Raw genomic sequence first — 18,793 nt, forward strand, 5'->3', positions numbered from 1 at the left:
TTTACTGAGGGGAATTCCCCTCAGTATTAAAGAGGCGTTACAGGCTCTCCGTTCATAATGAGGTAAAATGTAACAGCCTGCTATGGCTCAAGTAACTCAACAGGATATTCGTAACTGGTTTGCTCATTGCTGCTACTGTACCTCATGAGCTGGCGTGGGGACATGAAACCCTGAAAGCCTTACCAGATGACGAAAAGAGCAAAACATGGTAAAAAGAAAATGTTCTTTTTTTAGCGATCGCCGTCTAAACCCAAAATGTTACCAGAAATTTATAACAACCATTTAACAAAGTATCTGAAAAAATCGGAATATTTAATACTGTTAATCATGATAGAATTAGTGCAAGTATATAGGAAAATTAGGTTTTATGAGTTAGCTAGTTATTTTCCCAGTCCCATTTTATTTGAAAGTAAGAGAAAAAAGTTAAAACGGTTTTTCGAGATTCCTTGTTTGACAATTGAAGGAGTATGGATACCTATCATAAAACAGTGGTTAAAGCAATCATTTAGTACAGGAGATGTCTTACATATTGCCATAGATAGAACCCAATGGGGGTTGATTAATATTTTGATGGTAAGTCTGGTAATTGATAATAGAGGAATTCCCTTATATTTTGAGTTGCTAGATCACATCGGTAATAGTAACTTTGACACACAGAAAAGTATATTAGCCCGAATATTACTCTTTCTAAAAGAATATAAAATAGTTGTCTTAGGGGATAGAGAATTCTGCTCAGTTGAACTAGCAAAATGGTTACATGGACAAAAAAGAGTTTATTATGCACTCAGATTGAAGAAAAGCAACTATATTGAAGTAGAAAAGGAAATGTGGACGCGACTAAAAGATTTAGGATTATCTTCAGGAATGTCTTTATTTTATCAAGGAGTTAAAGTTACGAAAACAAAAGGATTTATAGGCAGTAATATAGTGGCGAAATGGAAAAAGAAGTATAGAGGAATAGAGACAAAAGAAGCTTGGTTTATTATCACAAATTTAACCAGTATTGATGAGACGATTGACGCTTATAAAAAGAGATTTTGTATTGAGGAAATGTTTCGGGATTTTAAGAAAGGTGGTTATGATTTAGAAAGAACGAAATTAACAGGACATCGCCTTACTTCCTTAATTATATTGATTACTCTAGCTTATTCAATGGCAACATTTTCTGGAAAAATTATTAAAGAGAAAGGATTGGCAAAATATGTGGGGAGAGTCAGAAAAAACAAGAAAATGCGACGGAGACACAGTAACTTTTATATCGGTCTTCATGGAAAAGATTGGGTTGACTCTTGTGATTTATTTACCGTTGAAGCCCAGGCATTAATGCAATTAAGCCCCGAAAAACGCGCCTATTATCGACGAGGACGACGGGCTATATCCCTGATTAAGTCTAGCTTATAGATTTTTATGTCCCCACGCCAGATTGTCACGACTACTCAGTTTAAAAAAGATTTAAAACGAGTTAACAGAAGAGATAAATTAAGATATAATGAACGAAGTAAAAAGTTCGCAACAAGAAAAATTATGACAACTACCGCAGATGATGTATGGCAATTATTAGCTGAATTAGTGACAGCCCAAAAAGAAACGGAGCGACGCTTTCAAGAAACAGATCGCAAAATTCAAGAAGTTAGTAAGCAAATAGGAGCTTTAGGCGGTAAATGGGGGCGTTTTGTGGAAAAAATGGTGGCTCCTGCCTGTGAAACTTTATTTTTTAATAGAGGTATTCCCGTTCATCAAGTTAGTCAACGAGTCAAAAAACGTCTGGATGGTAAAACGTTAGAAATTGATGTCTTAGTGACTAATGAAGATCATGTTTTAGTAGTAGAAGTTAAGAGTAGTTTAGGTGTGGATGATGTTAAAGAATTGAGCGATGATTTAAGCAAATTTCGCCAATTCTTCCCTGAGTATAACGAAAAGCAAGTATATGGGGCGGTGGCAGGAATTGAAATAGAAGAAGGTGCAGATAAATATGCTTATCGTCAAGGTTTATTTGTGTTGGTACAATCGGGAGAAAATGTCGCTATTCTTAACGATGCTGAGTTTCAACCAAAAGTTTGGTAGTGTGATCTACAAAAATAAGAGCGATCGCACTCAACAAAAAAGCGATCGCACTTTAAGCTGTCTTGGCGATCTCTGCTAGTTTGATTAGTCCTTATAATTCATAATTCATAATTTATTGTGGTATTTTCATTTGACCTTCGGGGCCATTGCTCCCAAACGAAAGCTAGAGTAGGGGTTTGGCATACACCTCATGGATTGGTGGAAACGCCCCGATTTATGCCTGTGGGAACCCTAGCGACCGTTAAAGGACTCACTCCTGCTCAACTCGAAACGACTGGGGCCCAGATGATTTTAGCCAATACTTATCATCTCCATCTACAACCTGGAGAAAGCATTATTCAACAAGCTGGGGGACTGCATCGGTTTATGGGTTGGAACGGCCCAGTTTTAACTGATTCTGGAGGGTTTCAGGTCTTTAGTTTGAGTGCATTACGAAAAATTAAAGAATTTGGGGTGACGTTTCGTTCTCCTAGAGATGGACGCATCATTGAATTAACCCCTGAACGTTCCATCCAGATTCAAAATGCTTTGGGGGCCGATGTGATTATGGCCTTTGATGAATGTCCTCCGGGAGATGCTGATTATGCAACGGTAGCTGCTGCTACAGAACGCACCTATCGTTGGTTAGAACGGTGTATCACTGCCCATCAACGTCCCGATACACAAGCTTTATTTGGTATTGTGCAAGGGGGAACCTATCCAGAATTACGACAAAAGGCCGTAAATGCTTTAAAAGAGTTAAATTTGCCTGGTTATGCCATTGGGGGGGTCAGTGTGGGGGAAGACCCCGCCTTAGTTCGAGAAATTGTCCAATTTACCGCCCCTTTGTTACCTTTTGAGAAACCCCGTTATTTGATGGGGGTGGGGACTTATAAAGAAATGGCTATGGCGATCGCGTCTGGGATAGATTTATTTGATTGTGTGATTCCTACTCGTTTTGGTCGTCATGGTACAGCTTTAGTAAAAGGTGAGCGTTGGAACCTGAAAAATGCTCCATTTCGGGAAGATTTTACCCCTCTAGATGATAGTTGTGCTTGTTATACCTGTCAAACCTTTACAAGAGCTTATTTGAATCATTTGATACGGTCACGGGAGATGTTAGGGTATATTCTTTTATCATTACACAATATTGCCGAGTTAATCAGATTTACTCAACAGATTCGAGAGGCGATTTTAAGCGATCGCTTTGTGACGGAGTTTGCTCATTGGTTAAGTTAAATGATTCTCTTAAAACAGTCAAATCAAGTATGGCTAGGATTTATTAGTTGTCTATTAATTATTATTTTAATTTTTTATAGTCAATTAACTGGTGCTAATGCTAACACTTTAGTAATAGCAACTGAGCCAACTTTTCCTCCCTTTGAAATGGCAGCTAAAACGGGAGGTGAATTAGAAGGATTTGATATTGATTTAATGAGGGCTATTGGTCAAGAATCTGGCTTAAAAGTTAAGTTTGAAAGTTTACCATTTGATGGCATTATTCCGGCCTTACAATCTGGAACAGTTGATGGGGCAATTAGTGGTATGACTATTACCCCTGAACGAGCTAAAACTATTGCTTTTTCTCGTCCTTATTTTAAAGCAGGATTAGCCATTGCGGTTCAAGAAAATAATAGCAATATAAAAAGTTTTGCCGATTTAGACAATCAAAGAATTGCTGTACAAATTAGTACAACTGGAGCCAATAAAGTGAAAACAATTCCAGGGGCAAAAATTACAACTTTTGATAATGCACCTTTAGCCCTTCAAGAATTAGTTAATGGTAATGTTGATGCAGTAGTTAATGATGCGCCTGTCACTTTATATGCCATCAAAACAGGCAATTTACAAGGGATTAAAGTAGTTAGTGAGTTACTTACTGAAGAATATTATGGGATTGCCTTACCACACAAATCACCCTATATTCAGATTATTAATAATAGTTTACAAACATTAATTGATCAAGGAAAATATCAAGTTATTTATCAAAAATGGTTTGCGGGTTCACCCTCATCTTTGCCGCTTATTGCTCCTAGTTTACAGGAGAATGAGGAATCATCAATTAATTTTAATCAACTGATTTTAAATTTGATTAAAGGTGCGATAATTACTTTAGAATTAACCGCATTTTCTGTATTTTTAGGAATGGTTGGAGGAGCATTATTAGCCTTAGCGCGTCTGTCTAATTATGAGGTTTTACGTTGGTTAGCAAGATTCTATATTGATGGTTTTCGAGGGACACCATTATTAGTGCAAATTTTTATGATTTATTTTGGTTTACCTGCCTTATTTCAACAATTAGGATTTACTTTTAATATTGCCCGTTTTCCTGCCGCAGTTATGGCCTTAAGTTTGAATGCTTCTGCTTATTTAGCGGAGATTATACGAGGGGGTATTCAATCAGTTCCTAAAGGACAAGGAGAAGCGGCTAAATCTTTAGGTATGACCCCAACACAAACCATGCGTTATGTAATTTTTCCTCAAGCCTTTCGTTATATTTTACCACCATTAGGCAATGAATTTATTACCATACTCAAAGATACAAGTTTAGTGGCAGTGATTGGTTTTGAGGAATTATTTCGTCAAGGCCAATTAATGGTAGCCACCACTTATCGAGCCTTTGAAATTTATACGGCTGTGGCTATAATTTACTTAATTTTAACCTTACTATCTTCTCGTTTATTTAGTTGGTTAGAATGGAGATTAAATCCTTTACAACAGGTCAAAAATTAGATAAATTATGGCACGAACTCATTTATTCTCTTATTTAGTACGTCTATTAAAGCAAGCAAATATAAATAAACCTTCTGGATTATTTACAATTTATAAAAGACGTAAATTTCTCAAAAATATTGCCCTTACTGGAGGTGGTTTAATAACTTCATTAGCCCTATCTAATTATTCTAAAACCTATGGTAAAAATTCTCCATCAATTGCGATTATAGGAGGAGGAATAGCAGGATTAAACGCGGCTTATCAACTCAAAAAAGTAGGATTAATAGCAAATGTTTATGAAGGAAAAGAACGATTAGGAGGTAGAGTTCATAGTATCAAAATAGGTGCAAAAAAAGACACTATTTTAGATCTTGGTGGTTCATTTATCAATTCTGATCACGAAGATTTACTGACTTTAGCTCAAGAATTAGGAGTAGATGTCTTGACACTCTCGCCGCTAACCGCTTGGGGGGTGTAGCGGGAGATTCCTGATTCAACGAGCGATGCTTTCTAATACAAGTACCAGCGAGTCTTATTCACTCTCCACAGGCTTAAAATTCCGTCTGTCCGGCGGTATTTATTGACAGTATTCTTAATCCTTCTGCTCTGATATTTTTAGCTGCGTTTTCGTCTCGGTCATGGTGAGTTTGACAATTAGGACAAACCCAATCTCTGATGCTTAAATTTATCAAATTATTTTTGAATCCGCAGCAAGAACAGGTTTTTGTACTTGGATAAAATCTGTCAACTTGAACAAGTTTCCCCCCCTCTCTTTCTAGCTTGTAGCTTAAGAAGTTTAGTAACATACCAAATCCAGCATCAAGTATTGATTTAGCTAATTTGGTACGCGCTAATCCTTTTATACAAAGGTTTTCTGCTACAATGACTTGGTTTTCGTCAACGAGCTTTCTTGAGAGTTTGTGGAGAAAATCTTGTCTAGTATTAGTAATTTTTTCGTGAACAAGAGCGACTTCTTTAATCGCTTTTCTACGGTTGTTAGAACCCTTGGTTCTACGAGATAATTTCTGTTGTCTCCTTTTTAATCGTTTGGCATATTTTCTAGTTGGTTTAATTGGGTCAACCTTATAAGTTGTTTCACCATCAAAGACTGTCACTAGGCTAGATAAGCCTAAATCAATTCCTGAGACTTTAGAGGTTTTATTGATGATTAAATCGTCAGATTCAAATAAAATAGAGGCAAAATATTTACCTGTACTTGTTTTTGAAACTGTCACTGACTTAATCTTTCCTAAAATCTCTTTTGAAAGTTTAGCTTTAACAATCCCCAGTTTTGGGAGCTTTAAACCGTTGTTATTAAGAGAACAACCTTCAGGGTAACGGATTGATTGTTGTTTATATTTACTCTTAAACTTAGGAAATTTAGCCCTTTTAGAAAAGAAATTTTTAAAAGCAGCTTCTAAGTTTTTGAGTGCCTGTTGTAAGGTGGCAGCCGTTGATTCTTGCAACCATTCAAAATCAGGGAGCTTTTTTAGCTGAGTTAGGTCTTTTGCCATTTGGCAATAAGTCATCCCAATCCCAGTTTCTTGATACTGATTGTTAGTCTTATTTAAGTAAAAATTATACACAAATCTTGCACAGCCTAAATTTCGATTTAAGGCAATTTCTTGTGGCTGATTTGGATAAATTCTGACTTTTAAGACATTTAACACGGCTTTCGACCTGTTGTGTTACATTAGCCAGTGTAACACTTAACGCTTTAATATGTCAAACGCTTACAATCATGGATTTAGATCGGTCTACAGACTTAACGCTCATATTGTTTTTGTCGTTAAATACAGAAAACAGGCTATCAGTGAACCTATACTGTCTAGACTTCAAGAAATCTTTAAAGACACTTTAAATAAATGGGATTGTGAATTACTAGAATTTAATGGCGAGTCCGACCATGTTCATTTGCTCATTGACTACAAACCCGATAAACCTTTATCTACTTTAATCGGTAATTTAAAAACTGTTAGTAGTAGGTTGATACGAAAAGAAAACCCTGACTTGTCTAAGAAATACTTTTATGGAAAACCTTATTTTTGGACAGGCTCTTATTTTGTGGCAAGTTGTGGTGGCGTAACTGTTGAACAACTTAAAAATTATGTTGAAAACCAAAATTCCCCTAAGAAATAAGGACTCCCTACGGTCGGTTTATTTGTTGGCAAAAATTCATCTCACCGCTAACCGCTTAGGCGGTGTAGCGGGAGTCCTCTTTTTGCATTTTAGATAGAAAGAAATTTAGAGTTACCTTATCCAAAAGTGGGTTATTATTTTAAGAGAAAGGTATGGCCAGAAGCAGAATTAGCAAATCTTTTAAACCCTATTTCTCAACAAATTGCCCAAGATTCTGCTTTATTAGAAGAAAATTTTGGTCAATATGCTCCTTCATTAGATGCTCTTTCAGTTACTCAATATTTAGATAAACATAGGGGTAAAATTTCTCATCCTGTGGTTCAGAATTTATTAGAAAATTCTATTCGTACTGAATATGGAGTAGAACCTCAAAATTCATCTGCTTTACAGTTAATTAATAACTTACCAAAAGTTGAAAATAAAGAAGTTAATGTATTAGGAAATAGCGATGAAATTTATTGTATTTCAGGGGGAACAGGAGCATTAATTAATGAGTTAGTAAAATCTCTGAATTCAGAGCAAATTAAAACCTATAAACAATTAATAAAAATTCAATCAGAAGCAAATCAATTTAAGCTAACTTTTCAAGATAATAGTCATGTCTTAGCAGATTATGTGATTTTAGCAATTCCCCTTACTACCCTAAGAAAAGTTAATATACAGGTCAGTCTTCCTGACTCCTTAAAACGTTTTATTCAAACCGTTGATCTAGGTAATAATGAGAAAGTTTTTGCGAAGTTTACTCATGCTGTTTGGCAACAAGAAACAGGGTTCATTAAAGAAGCATGGACAGATTTAGGTACTTCAGAAATTTGGGAATCTACTACCTCTTTAACTCCTCCTTCAGAACCTTTATTAACCTTTTTTCTCGGAGGAAATGAAGCAACTTCCACCATTAAAATGACAGGAAGAGTATTAGGAAATACATTAATTAAACAATTAGATTCTGTCATTTCTGGGGTTAAAGAAGCAGCAACAGGGGATTTTTGGCGAACTGCTTGGCAAAATGAAAGATTAATTCAAGGGGCTTATACTAATTTTAAACCAGGACAGTATACTGAATTTCAAGAGTGGATGTATATAGACTCTGAAAATCCTGTCGAAACTCAAAAAGTAAGGGTTGAGAATTTAATATTTGCTGGAGAACAATTTAGTGCAAATTACTATGGTTATATGAATGGTGCAGCCGAAACAGGACGTTTAGCAGCACAAACAATAATAGAGACGTTGTTTAAAAACGTCTCTACTCAATAAAAATTCTCCTTTGCGGGTTCCTATATTTGTAGCTTGAGACTTAACTTAATCGGTGATGGCCTTGAATAACACATCGGTTAAGGACATACCTTTCATATCATCAACCGTAACAGTATCAACGATATCAAATTTAGCTCCAGCAGCTTGTAATTGATCATCTAAAGCTTTAAAGAATGCTGTTGCTTTCTTATCTTTACCGACTTGAATTAGAGAAATAGCTAATTCCTCGTCTCGATCAATTTTTTGAGTCGCATCAATAATAATATCGATAACGGCTTTACGATCAGTGGGTTCCCCATCAGTAATTATTAAGAAGGTTTCTCCATTGGGTTGCGCTGTTCCGACTGCTTTACGCTCAAAATAATTGTCAAAGGCATCTTGAAGAACTTCAGCTAAGTCCGTCTGTCCCATAGGTTCATTTTCTTCGTAAATCTTCGTTACCTTAGTTGAGGTTACATTGTCATACCGTCTGAAGCGACTAGAAAATAAATAGATGGTGATCCCATCAGGATCTATTTCTTCGCATTTTTGCGCCAACATGAAGGTAGACTCCTGAGCAATTTCCCAACGAGTCTTGCCATTAGCCTCATCAGAGGTAGCCATGCTGCTACTTTTGTCGATCATCAGGGTATAGTCCCGATTTCCGATAATTGAGTCTCCTAGCATAAGGGAAATAACCTCCTCGGTAGATTTATACATTTGTCTACTGTCTAGGTTATTACGATCTTTGAGATCTTTCCCTAAAGACTTGGAATTTTATCAGAATTGAGGTTCCCATCTTTTTGATACAGAATTGTGTGACACAAATCAAGTTAATTGTAAAGTTATATAACAAAACTTTAGAAAAAATCTTTAAATATAGTCTTACGTCCCGTCATAGTCTTAACGTAGAACATCAGAAGAAGCTAATTTTGGAAATTTCCAATGATGGACAACAAGACTCAAAAATACCGTATGGTATGCACCCTGACTTTTGGGGATGTCTACGGGCAAATTATCGTTTGGTTAATTGTTATTTTCTTAAGCTTGGCCAGTGCTTTAGGTTTATGGAGTAGTACCCGTCAAATTTACGCTTTAGCCGTGGTGGGACTGGTTATTGTCTTATCTTTTCCTTTCCTATTGTTTGCGTTCGTTACTACCCTGCTCAACCATATTGAGTTTACTCCCCTAGAAGATTCAGAAACTACCAGTTCCTCTTCTCGCAGAATTTATGGTACTACCCAAAAACCTGCCGAAGCAACCAGTTAGTATGAACTATCAAGCAATACATTAGTATATCTATAGGGTCAATTCACGAATTGACCCTATAAAAACTCTATTTTTATTAGTTTTGTCTATGTCCTGTCAAATTTTTGTTTATTTTAATAGTCTCATTAATGAATCTTCTCGATAATAGAGGTGATTGGTAAAAATTGAGACAATTTTTGTTTTTTCCTGGCTTATTATTAGACAGGAAAACCTGACTCAATTTTAGCGTTATTAAGTGTGTGGTGTTGTGAAAAATCTTGTGAGGAGTTGGGTGAGATATTCACCTTAAAGTTTATGCTGAAATTTTGGTAAAGATTATGAATTTTTCTCATAGTTTAACACACTCAACTAACATTGTGATGGGATTACTTACCCTGGGAGTGGGGGTAATGTTTTCAACGGTTCCTACTTTAGCGCAAGAAGAAATTATTACTGACCCCAAACCCTTAGAAATTTATACAGGAACAGTACAAGATTTAGGGGGAACTGAAACGAGAACTCTAGTAGAAGGTTTAGGTGGTGTTGGGGGACAATATACACCGGTCGATGGAGTGACTTCGGGATATAAATTTGACAAAAATTCCTATGAAGCTAAAACAGATGCCCTAAATTCAGTATTAGAACAACATGATGCTACTTTAGGTGATGTTCAACGTCCCACAGCACGTATTCCTTTAATCAATTTTTAACTTTCTTCCGCGAGAAGTCCCCCGATTTATCGGTGGGACGGAAGTTTCTTTATGTCGGGGAACCCGCCAACAGAACTGCCTTATGAATCGCGGGCAATAAGCTGTCACGCATCTAAATTGGTAGTTGAGATTGCAAGGGAGCAAGGGAGCAGGGAGCAAGGGAGCAGGGAGCAGGGAGCAGGGAGCAAGGGAGCAGGGAGCAAGGGAGAAAGATTTGAACTTTTGTACCAAAACCCTCTATAACCATTTTAAATGCGTCTTAGCTTATTTGTGGATTGTTATTTTGAACAAAGTATAAATTTTAGGGGTCAACGGCCGTTGACCCCTACAGAAAATATCAAATTGAGAGATGATTCAGACTTAGAACCTGAAGGTAGTCCGCAATGCCCCTACCCAAATACTATTATTGCTATTGTTACCATCAGGATTGATGATTACATAAACCCCAGGAGTCAATAGAATGTTTTTAGTCAGAGGATACTGATACTGGGTTTCAAAAATGTAAGGAGTATCTTGGTCAGGAACCGTTAAATCTCCAGGTAAGGCATCAATCCGACGAGAATTGGTGGTAGAACCACCAGCAAAACTCAAGACAGCCCCCTCTTTCCCTAAATCTACGATATTAAGAGCAGCCATCCAAGTCCAGATATCAGCCCCAAAACCGCGACGACTTTGACCATTGGCATCAAGACCTTGCGCACGGGCCAAACCATAACCAACCCAACCGGTCAAGTTAAAAGTTTGGTTAATGCGCCAGTTACCATTGAGTCCATAGGCATCCATAATAGTTGGCGCGCCTAAGAAGGGATCTCGGCCTATCCCAACTCCGAGTCGGCGACTATTAACACCAGCCGCAGTTCGGTTATTCGGTTCAACATAACTTCCTGTACCAAAAGTCGTATTGAGACGGTTGGGGTTGGGATTGTTGGGGTTGGGATTGACATAGTCGGCAGTGAAATAATGGTGCATAAAAGTAAAGTTAAAGGCCAAGCTCTGAGTAGGATAAATCCCTAACTGACCCCCCGCACTAAAATTACCATTAAACAAACCTCTTCCTAAAGCTGGATCATTACCTGTATTACTGGGGGCTAAATAAAGACCCCGTACCGTCACCCAATCAGCAAATTTATAGGCAAAACCGCCCCCAATCCCTTCATTCCCCCGCGCGGTGAGAGGATCATAACGAAGGAAACGAGATAAAGTCCCTGTTCCTGAAGCATTTAAGAAGGGGTTGCCCACATCAAAAATATCGTCAACATCAAGTCCAGTACCTCCGACATAACCCGTGAAGTTACCAATGGGGAACCGATACCACAAGTTATCAACAATGACGTTACTGGTGTTACGAAGGTTGCTAGTGGTATCGTAGGAAAGACGAGCCATTTGCGTTCCAGTAGGGTCAGAATAGTCAAAAACACTACCCGCTTGCAGACGAGTAGTTAAGAAGTCTTTTCCGGTAAAACTGGTATTGATATTTAAACGAACCCGATAACCAAGATTCGCGTTATCATCAATGCGTCGTCTGCCATTAGGAAGTCTTCCTTGATTGAATAAATTTTGTTCCCGGAAGTCTAAGGCTCTTTCCCCTGACGCACCAGATACGGAAAATAGGACTTCCCCTCTTAATTTGGTGGTAGTGGAAAATTGATGATCTTCAAGAAACGCTACCCTTTCTTCTAGATTACTAACTCTTGCTCCCAATGCGGTTAATTCAGCCTCAAATTCTTGAGCTAAACGTTTGAGCTTTTCAATATCTTCCCGTAACACTGCTACGTTTTCTTGTAACAAGCGTTCAATGGTATTTAAACAAGCGTTTAAACCGGCCGCAAATTCCCAACGAGAGGTGGCCCGGTTGCCCCTGAATGTCCGGTCAGGATAACCCACAATACATCCGTAACGCTCAACTAAACTGCGTAACGCTTCATAGGCCCAGTCCGTGGGTGAAACATCCCGTAACTCAGAAATACTGGTTACTTGGGACATGGGTTCACCGGCCACTGAATTATCAAACTTCTTCGTTTCAGTGCGGTTTAAGGGAGTTTTTAATTCAGGACGACTACGAACAACTCCTAATGCTTCTTCGGGAGAAGCGACTTCACTACTTACAAGTTGTTCTTGAGAATCCTGAATTTCAGGATTAGGAGAGGCGATCGCACTTTGAGCGACTAACAGAGAAAAACCCAAAGCAATGGGTGTTTTCTTAAGAAATTCTTGAAATAACCTGGACATACAATACAATCCTCACACCGATAATATCAAGCGAATTCTTCAAAAAAGAATTCTTCAATTCTAACCAATCTTACTGAAAAATTGGGAACTTTATCCCTAACGGATAAAATATATCATTACTATAAAACAATTTAGTAAAAGCATCCTATTATTTCAGGTATGAACTTTAAACTATTACTGTTTTAAGTCATTCAGTAGGATTAATCGTCACTTCTCAATGATAGGGATTCAACTGAATCAATCCCTTTTTAATTGTCTAGTTCACTATGACGTTTCTTTTACAAAAAAGTTGAGAGAAATCGTCACTGTTATAGTTTATCTCAGATGCGGTTGATTTGTGAACCGGACTTAAATAACTATCAGTCCAACTATTTCTAGACGATAAAAGATAAAAGTTATGATTCAGTTATCTTAATGTTAAGAATCAATAAAACTAAGTAAATCATCAGATTAATCTGTCTTCTGACTTCTAACTTCTGACTTCGTTAACCCCGATGTCCAGTAACAATATAAGACACTCGCTGAGCAATATTAGTTGCGTGATCAGCCATTCTTTCTAAGTGACGAATCACAAGAGCAAGTAAGATGAAAGGTTCAATGACTCCTGGAATATTGCGCTGATAGGCTAATATTTGATAAAGATGCTCGTAAGCATCATCTACTGTATCATCCATCTGTTTAACCCGTTTTCCCCCATCACCATCTAACTCTGCTAAGGCCACCAGACTAGCTGCTAACATCATTTGAGCATAATTAGACATAATAGCCATCTGCCCTAAACAATCATGAGGGGGATAAGTTACCAGTTTAACAGCAATTTCGCTCAAGTCTTGGGCATAATCTCCAATACGCTCTAAATCTCGCACCAACTGCATAAAAGCACTCAAAAGACGCAGATCTTGAGCTACAGGAGATTGTAAGGTCATCAAAGTTGAGCAATCTAGTTCTATTTGACGATAATAACGGTCAATTTGTCGATCAAGTTCACTAATTTTAACAACTACATCAAGATTCTGTTCAAACAAAGCTTGATGACTCAGACGAAAAGACTCTTCAACTAAGGTTCCCATCCGTAGAACTTCTTGTTCTAATCGCTTGAGACAGCGAGCAAAATAGGTATTATCGGGATATTTCCTGTTTGATATGTTCACTACTTTTACTTTAGAAGGAATAATAAAATCAGGAGATGTAGCTTTTATACTTATAACGTTTAAGATTAGACATTATTTAGTTCTTCCTTTTTCTGCCAACATTTCTAATTTAACTTGTTGAATCAATTCCATTTTTTTGTCTAAGGATTCATAGCCATTACTTTTAGCCAGTTGACACATTTCCTCAAAGTCGTCTAGTTCATTTTTAGCAATAATAACTAGATCGACTTCTCCATCACTAAATTCTGGGGGTGCTTTGACTCTTAATTCTCCTTTGTGTATTTTACCTTTAGTCTGTATTATTCTCATTTATTTACTTCTGCTATCTTGACTAATTGTTGTTTAATTAAGTTACAATGAGATCTTGCACCTGATATTAAAAACCCGATTTTTCCTACCCTTGATTAATAGGCAGTATCACTTGTATCCAAGCTCCACCCGTTGATGGATGATTTCTCGCCACAATAGACCCACCATGAGCAATTATAATCTCTTGAGTAATGGCTAGTCCTAAACCACTTCCTTGACGGGGTGATTGCTCAGAAAACCCTTGACGAGTACGAGACAGATCACCTCTATATAACCGATCAAAAACGTAGGGTAAATCCTCATCTGAAAAACCAGACCCATGATCAATTATATCAATTGTAATGATTTTTAGCTCCTGCTCTGTGGCCATTACCAGAATCTCCTTTTGAGGGGGACTATGTTTAAGGCTATTATCTAATAAATTCAAAAATACTTGTATCAGACGAGAGCGATCGCCAGAAAAACTAATCTGTTCTATTCCTTGATAGTCTAGAGTGACTTGTTTTCCTTCAGCAATGGGTTCTAATATTTCCCAAGCTGACCTAATTAATATTTGTAAATCTAATAATTCATAAGTCAGAGTTTGATGAGCATTTTCGGCCAATTGACTTAAATCTAGCCAATCTTCCACTAAATTGCTTAAACGCTTTGTTTCTTTTAACAGTTGTTGGGCCCAACGACGTTCAGGGTTTTGTAACCGATTTTGTAAAGTTTCAGCTACTAAAGAAATAGAAGTTAAGGGGGTTCGTAGTTCATGAGTCAGATCAGAAAAAGCGCGATCGCGGGAACGGGATAATTCTCTCAAAGGCTGTTGATTTTCAATAAAAACCCCTATTTGTCCTTGGGGAAGGGGTAAACTATAAGCTTTCAGCGCAATGGAACGTTGAGGGACATGGGGACTCTCTGAAGACCCTTGAGAGACGGAAGGGTTAGGATAAAAGGCCCATTCCTTAACTTGAGAGGTTTGAGTCTGACGGGTAAATTCAATCAGTTGATCAAGTTCATAAGAACGTACTAAATGCAAGACTAAGCGAAGTTGATCTGGTTGCCAACGATCAATTTGTAGTAGGGTTTGAGCTTGTTTATTACACCATAACAATTGATTTTGATCATCTATCCGTAAAAAAGCCAGAGGACAATAAGCTAATAAATCTTGTTGACAATGTAATTCTTGTGTTTGTTCGTCATACTTCTGTTGAAGATAGAAAATTTCTCGCCTAATGACAGAAGTAATAGACAAAGAGGGCAATAAATCGGGTGTATCTGGTGCTATAGTCAAAATTTTGCCTAATTGTGACTTAAGACGATGATTGTTCCACCAAGCAACCCCAAGTCCTAGCAGTAAACCCAGGATAAAGAAAATCAAAGTTGACTGCCACCTAAATTCTCAATATATTCCTAGTATTGTAGATCAACCAAAACGATAACCAAAACCTCGTACGGTGATTAAATATTCCGGTTGACTGGGATCTTTTTCTAATTTCTCCCGTAACCAACGAATATGAACATCAACGGTTTTTGTATCCCCTAAGAAGTCTGGCCCCCAAATTTGCTCAATTAACTGCTCTCGTGACCAAACACGGCGAGGATAACTCATAAATAGCTCTAAGAGACGATATTCTTTAGGAGAGAGATTAACTTCTTCCCCATGAGCGATCACCCGACATTCTTGAGTATAAATGGCAATATCGCGGAACTTACGAATAGGTGCTGACGACATATTAGTAAAACCTTGACGACGAATTAAGGCACGACAACGAGCCACTAATTCTCTCATACTAAAAGGTTTTGTTAAATAATCATCTGCACCTACTTCTAAACCAAGTACCCTGTCTGTTTCACTTGCTTTTGCACTTAAAATTAGAATCGGGACAATATTGTTTTGATAACGCAGACAACGACAAATATCTAAGCCGTTGATCTGAGGTAACATTAAATCGAGTAATACTAAATCAAAGCCTGACCCAATAGTCTTAGTTTCTTCTTCTTGCTGTAATAGATTTAAGGCAGCGCGTCCATCACTTATAGATAGTACCTCATACCCTTCTTCTTCTAAAGCAAGAACAATCATATCCCGAATTACGTCTTCATCTTCAACTACCAAGATTCGATAATTATTAACAATAGACCCAGAAGTAGAATTTTGCGGTAAGTCGAGGGATAGCATACAAACAATCTGTGCTTTTAGTTATATCCTCAATATATACAACAAAAATGTCTTGTTGGCCTAAAAAATTTCTTTTTTCTTATCTCTATAGAACCCATTTGGGATCTTTCCCAGAATCTCTACACAGTCAGGATTAAAAAGAAATCATCCAATTTGCTAAAACCATCATAAGTTCAATCTTTCAATAGAGATCCCAAATGGGTTCTATAGTCTCTAAGTATTTATACTCAATTAAGGCGAAAAGTATGCTACAAGCGATACTACAAAACGAAGTGCGAAATGTGGGTTATAATTTGATTGAATTAGTGTGGCATTCAGCCAAAGAATATATAGCTAATAAAATATTTGAATCAGTTGAAGAGTTAGAAAAGTTATTAAATAAATTATTAAACGAAGAGCAACTTATTATTAAGTGGGGCCGTTTAATTAAAAATAAAGGTAATGCTATTTATTTTATTTAGCTGCGTAGCAGCTTATTATCATAATCTTTGTAAGCAATCCGACACAAATTATAGAGACTTTGCGTAAATCTGATTCAATTAGATTAAAGATATTGCCTAAACTATCCCTGAAACTGACAAGAAAATGCTAAATTAAAATTAGATTCTTGAGGGAAAAAGGATGAATATCTCACAAGCACAACAACGTATAAACCAACTACGTCAACAACTACAAAAAGCGAATTATGCTTATTATGTCCTTGATAATCCTATTATGGAGGATAGCATTTATGATCAATTATATCGGGAACTACAAGACCTTGAAACTCAATATCCTGACCTGATCACCGACCATAGTCCTACCCAAAGAGTCGGAGATAGTCCAGCTTCTCAATTTGCCTCTATCAAACATAACATACCTCTTTATAGTCTAGAAAATGCCTTTAACCTACAAGAATTGAGACAATGGCAAGATCGTTGGCAACGTCAAACCCCAAATATTGAACAATTTGAATATGTTTGCGAATTAAAAATAGATGGGTCAGCTTTAGCCTTAACTTATGAAAATGGGGTATTAATTAGAGGAGTCACCAGAGGAGATGGAACCACCGGAGAAAATATAACTCAAAATGTGCGAACTATTCGCTCTATTCCCTTAAAATTAACTCTAGAAAATCCTCCTAATTTAATAGAAATTCGCGGCGAAGCTTTCTTACCCCTAGATGAATTTGATCGCATTAATTTAGAAAGAGAACAAACAGCAGAAGCTTTATTTGCTAACCCTCGTAACGCGGCAGCAGGAACCCTAAGACAATTAGATCCCAAAATCGTTGATCGCCGACGGTTACAATTCTTTGCTTATACCTTACACTTACCTCAAAATAATCAAATAACCACGCAATGGGACTCTTTAAACTATTTACAAAGTATGGGGTTTTTAGTTAATCCTAATCGTAAATTATGTCAATCTCTTGAAGAAGTAACTAACTATTGTAATCAGTGGGAAACTAACAGACGAAATCTACCTTATATGACTGATGGAGTAGTAGTTAAAATCAATAATTATGAGTTACAAAAACAATTAGGATTTACTCAAAAATTCCCTCGATGGGCGATCGCCTTAAAATATCCAGCCGAAGAAGCCCCCACTATAGTCCAAGATATCATAGTTAATGTGGGCAGAACCGGAGCCGTGACCCCCATGGCCGTGATGAAACCCGTTCACCTAGCGGGAACCACCGTACAACGTGCCACCTTACATAATAGCGAGCGCATCGCTGAACTCGACATTCGGGTGGGGGATACAGTCATCATTCGTAAGGCTGGAGAAATTATACCAGAAGTAGTACGGGTGGTTAAAGAATTACGCCCTCCCCAGACCCAACCGTATAAAATGCCCACCCATTGTCCTGAATGTGGTTCTCTCCTCATGCGTCCTGCTACAGAAGCAGTGACGCGATGTGTTAATAGTTATTGTAGCGCAATTTTACGAGGTAGTTTAATACATTGGGCCTCAAGAGATGCCCTAGATATTAGAGGATTAGGTGAAAAAATTGTTATGCTATTAATTAATAATAAATTAGTCAATTCGGTCGCTGATTTATATCATTTAACTCCGGAGCAAATTTTTACTTTAGAAAGAATGGGTCAAAAATCTTCCGGAAAGTTAATCACTGCCATTGAAGCTAGTAAAAAGCAACCTTGGTCACGGGTTTTATATGGCTTAGGTATTCGTTATGTGGGTAGTGTCACCGCTAGATTATTAGCGGATAATTTTCCCACAGTTGACGAGTTATCTCAAGCCTGTATCCCTTCTTTAGCTTCAATTCATGGTATTGGGGAAGAAATCGCTCAATCTGTATTTGATTGGTTTAAAATTACCCACAATAATACTTTAATTGAACGTTTAAAAGAAGCCGGTTTACAATTGGTTAATGAAGTTTCGCCTTTAGAGACTTCAATATCAATTCAATCAACATTAGCAGGAAAAACCTTTGTAATTACGGGGACATTACCCACATTAAAACGAACAGAAGCTCAAACATTAATTGAAAAAGTAGGAGGAAAAGTAACCAATTCTGTCAGCAGTAAAACCGATTATTTAGTTGTAGGAGAAGAAGCAGGATCAAAATTAGAAAAAGCTCAAAAATTAGGTATTACTCAACTAAATGAAGCTGATTTATTAGCCTTAATAATGTAGGGTGGGTTAGACGCAGCTAGTATTTTGAGGAAAAACTAATAAAATTTAAGGTGCGTCGTAACCCACCATCTTAAGTTTAGACGCAGCTAGTATTTTCAGGAAAAACTAATACATTTAAAGGCGCGTCGTCACCCACCATCTTAAGTTTAGACAAGGCTACAATTTTGAGGAAAAACCAATAAAATCTAATCCACATCTTAACCTATAAC

The 18,793-nt window shown here is 37.3% G+C and carries 17 protein-coding genes and 1 pseudogene; 11 read left to right on the plus strand and 7 right to left on the minus strand.

The genetic code is table 11. The features are described from left to right. Positions 1-255: 255 nt before the first annotated feature. The 5 genes from AsFPU1_RS05060 to AsFPU1_RS05080 all read left to right on the plus strand — a co-directional run bounded on the left by AsFPU1_RS05060 (position 256) and on the right by AsFPU1_RS05080 (position 5,236). On the plus strand, positions 256-1,401 hold the full coding sequence (locus AsFPU1_RS05060) for an IS4 family transposase (protein ID WP_124969650.1): 1,146 nt from the start codon (positions 256-258) through the stop codon (positions 1,399-1,401). Positions 1,402-1,524: 123 nt separating this feature from the next. Next, on the plus strand, positions 1,525-2,064 hold the full coding sequence (locus tag AsFPU1_RS05065) for a DUF3782 domain-containing protein (RefSeq protein ID WP_124978318.1): 540 nt from the start codon (positions 1,525-1,527) through the stop codon (positions 2,062-2,064). A gap of 117 nt (positions 2,065-2,181) precedes the next feature. Continuing rightward, positions 2,182-3,282: a tRNA guanosine(34) transglycosylase Tgt gene (gene tgt / locus AsFPU1_RS05070; RefSeq protein ID WP_124978320.1), complete on the plus strand. Its 1,101-nt coding sequence runs from the start codon at positions 2,182-2,184 to the stop codon at positions 3,280-3,282. Then, on the plus strand, positions 3,283-4,776 hold the full coding sequence (locus AsFPU1_RS05075) for an ABC transporter permease subunit (protein ID WP_124978322.1): 1,494 nt from the start codon (positions 3,283-3,285) through the stop codon (positions 4,774-4,776). Positions 4,777-4,783: 7 nt separating this feature from the next. Further along, on the plus strand, positions 4,784-5,236 hold the full coding sequence (locus tag AsFPU1_RS05080; protein ID WP_124978324.1) for an FAD-dependent oxidoreductase: 453 nt from the start codon (positions 4,784-4,786) through the stop codon (positions 5,234-5,236). A 73-nt stretch (positions 5,237-5,309) separates the two neighbouring features. On the opposite strand, the gene AsFPU1_RS05085 is transcribed toward AsFPU1_RS05080, so the two are convergent. Continuing rightward, positions 5,310-6,428, minus strand: coding sequence for an RNA-guided endonuclease InsQ/TnpB family protein (locus tag AsFPU1_RS05085; RefSeq protein ID WP_227873431.1), 1,119 nt, complete (start codon positions 6,426-6,428; stop codon positions 5,310-5,312). Between the two features lie 52 nt (positions 6,429-6,480). Here AsFPU1_RS05085 and tnpA point away from each other — a divergent pair, with 52 nt between their 5' ends. After that, a complete protein-coding gene (tnpA, locus tag AsFPU1_RS05090; protein WP_124973012.1) occupies positions 6,481-6,897 on the plus strand; it encodes an IS200/IS605 family transposase in 417 nt (138 codons plus the stop codon). A 126-nt stretch (positions 6,898-7,023) separates the two neighbouring features. Next, positions 7,024-8,151 carry a flavin monoamine oxidase family protein gene (locus tag AsFPU1_RS05095; RefSeq protein WP_172957590.1) on the plus strand — a complete coding sequence of 376 codons (1,128 nt, stop codon included), beginning with the start codon at positions 7,024-7,026 and terminating at the stop codon, positions 8,149-8,151. A gap of 45 nt (positions 8,152-8,196) precedes the next feature. On the opposite strand, the gene AsFPU1_RS05100 is transcribed toward AsFPU1_RS05095, so the two are convergent. Further along, a complete protein-coding gene (locus AsFPU1_RS05100; RefSeq protein WP_124978520.1) occupies positions 8,197-8,817 on the minus strand; it encodes a vWA domain-containing protein in 621 nt (206 codons plus the stop codon). A 261-nt stretch (positions 8,818-9,078) separates the two neighbouring features. On the opposite strand from AsFPU1_RS05100, the gene AsFPU1_RS05105 reads away from it, so the two are divergent. Then, positions 9,079-9,399, plus strand: coding sequence for a hypothetical protein (locus AsFPU1_RS05105; RefSeq protein ID WP_124978523.1), 321 nt, complete (start codon positions 9,079-9,081; stop codon positions 9,397-9,399). A gap of 317 nt (positions 9,400-9,716) precedes the next feature. Continuing rightward, a complete protein-coding gene (locus tag AsFPU1_RS05110; RefSeq protein ID WP_124978332.1) occupies positions 9,717-10,088 on the plus strand; it encodes a hypothetical protein in 372 nt (123 codons plus the stop codon). A gap of 360 nt (positions 10,089-10,448) precedes the next feature. On the opposite strand, the gene AsFPU1_RS05115 is transcribed toward AsFPU1_RS05110, so the two are convergent. From AsFPU1_RS05115 to AsFPU1_RS05135, 5 genes are all read right to left on the minus strand, one after another. Then, a complete protein-coding gene (locus tag AsFPU1_RS05115) occupies positions 10,449-12,317 on the minus strand; it encodes an iron uptake porin (protein ID WP_124978334.1) in 1,869 nt (622 codons plus the stop codon). A 485-nt stretch (positions 12,318-12,802) separates the two neighbouring features. After that, entirely contained in the window at positions 12,803-13,468 is a 666-nt protein-coding gene (gene phoU, locus AsFPU1_RS05120; RefSeq protein WP_124978336.1) for a phosphate signaling complex protein PhoU, read from the minus strand. Between the two features lie 72 nt (positions 13,469-13,540). After that, complete coding sequence (locus AsFPU1_RS05125) at positions 13,541-13,777, minus strand: hypothetical protein (protein ID WP_124978338.1); 237 nt, start codon at positions 13,775-13,777, stop codon at positions 13,541-13,543. An 85-nt stretch (positions 13,778-13,862) separates the two neighbouring features. Beyond that, a complete protein-coding gene (locus AsFPU1_RS05130; protein ID WP_124978341.1) occupies positions 13,863-15,143 on the minus strand; it encodes a sensor histidine kinase in 1,281 nt (426 codons plus the stop codon). 45 nt (positions 15,144-15,188) lie between these two features. Continuing rightward, on the minus strand, positions 15,189-15,944 hold the full coding sequence (locus AsFPU1_RS05135) for a response regulator transcription factor (protein ID WP_124978343.1): 756 nt from the start codon (positions 15,942-15,944) through the stop codon (positions 15,189-15,191). A 287-nt stretch (positions 15,945-16,231) separates the two neighbouring features. Here AsFPU1_RS05135 and AsFPU1_RS05140 point away from each other — a divergent pair. Together AsFPU1_RS05140 and ligA are read left to right on the plus strand one after the other, a co-directional pair. Next, a pseudogene (locus tag AsFPU1_RS05140) lies at positions 16,232-16,405 on the plus strand (IS630 family transposase); the annotation flags it as partial. A gap of 160 nt (positions 16,406-16,565) precedes the next feature. After that, on the plus strand, positions 16,566-18,584 hold the full coding sequence (gene ligA / locus AsFPU1_RS05145; protein WP_124978345.1) for an NAD-dependent DNA ligase LigA: 2,019 nt from the start codon (positions 16,566-16,568) through the stop codon (positions 18,582-18,584). Positions 18,585-18,793: the final 209 nt, after the last annotated feature.

Source organism: Aphanothece sacrum FPU1 (genome assembly GCF_003864295.1).
GTDB classification, from domain to species: domain Bacteria; phylum Cyanobacteriota; class Cyanobacteriia; order Cyanobacteriales; family Microcystaceae; genus Aphanothece_B; species Aphanothece_B sacrum.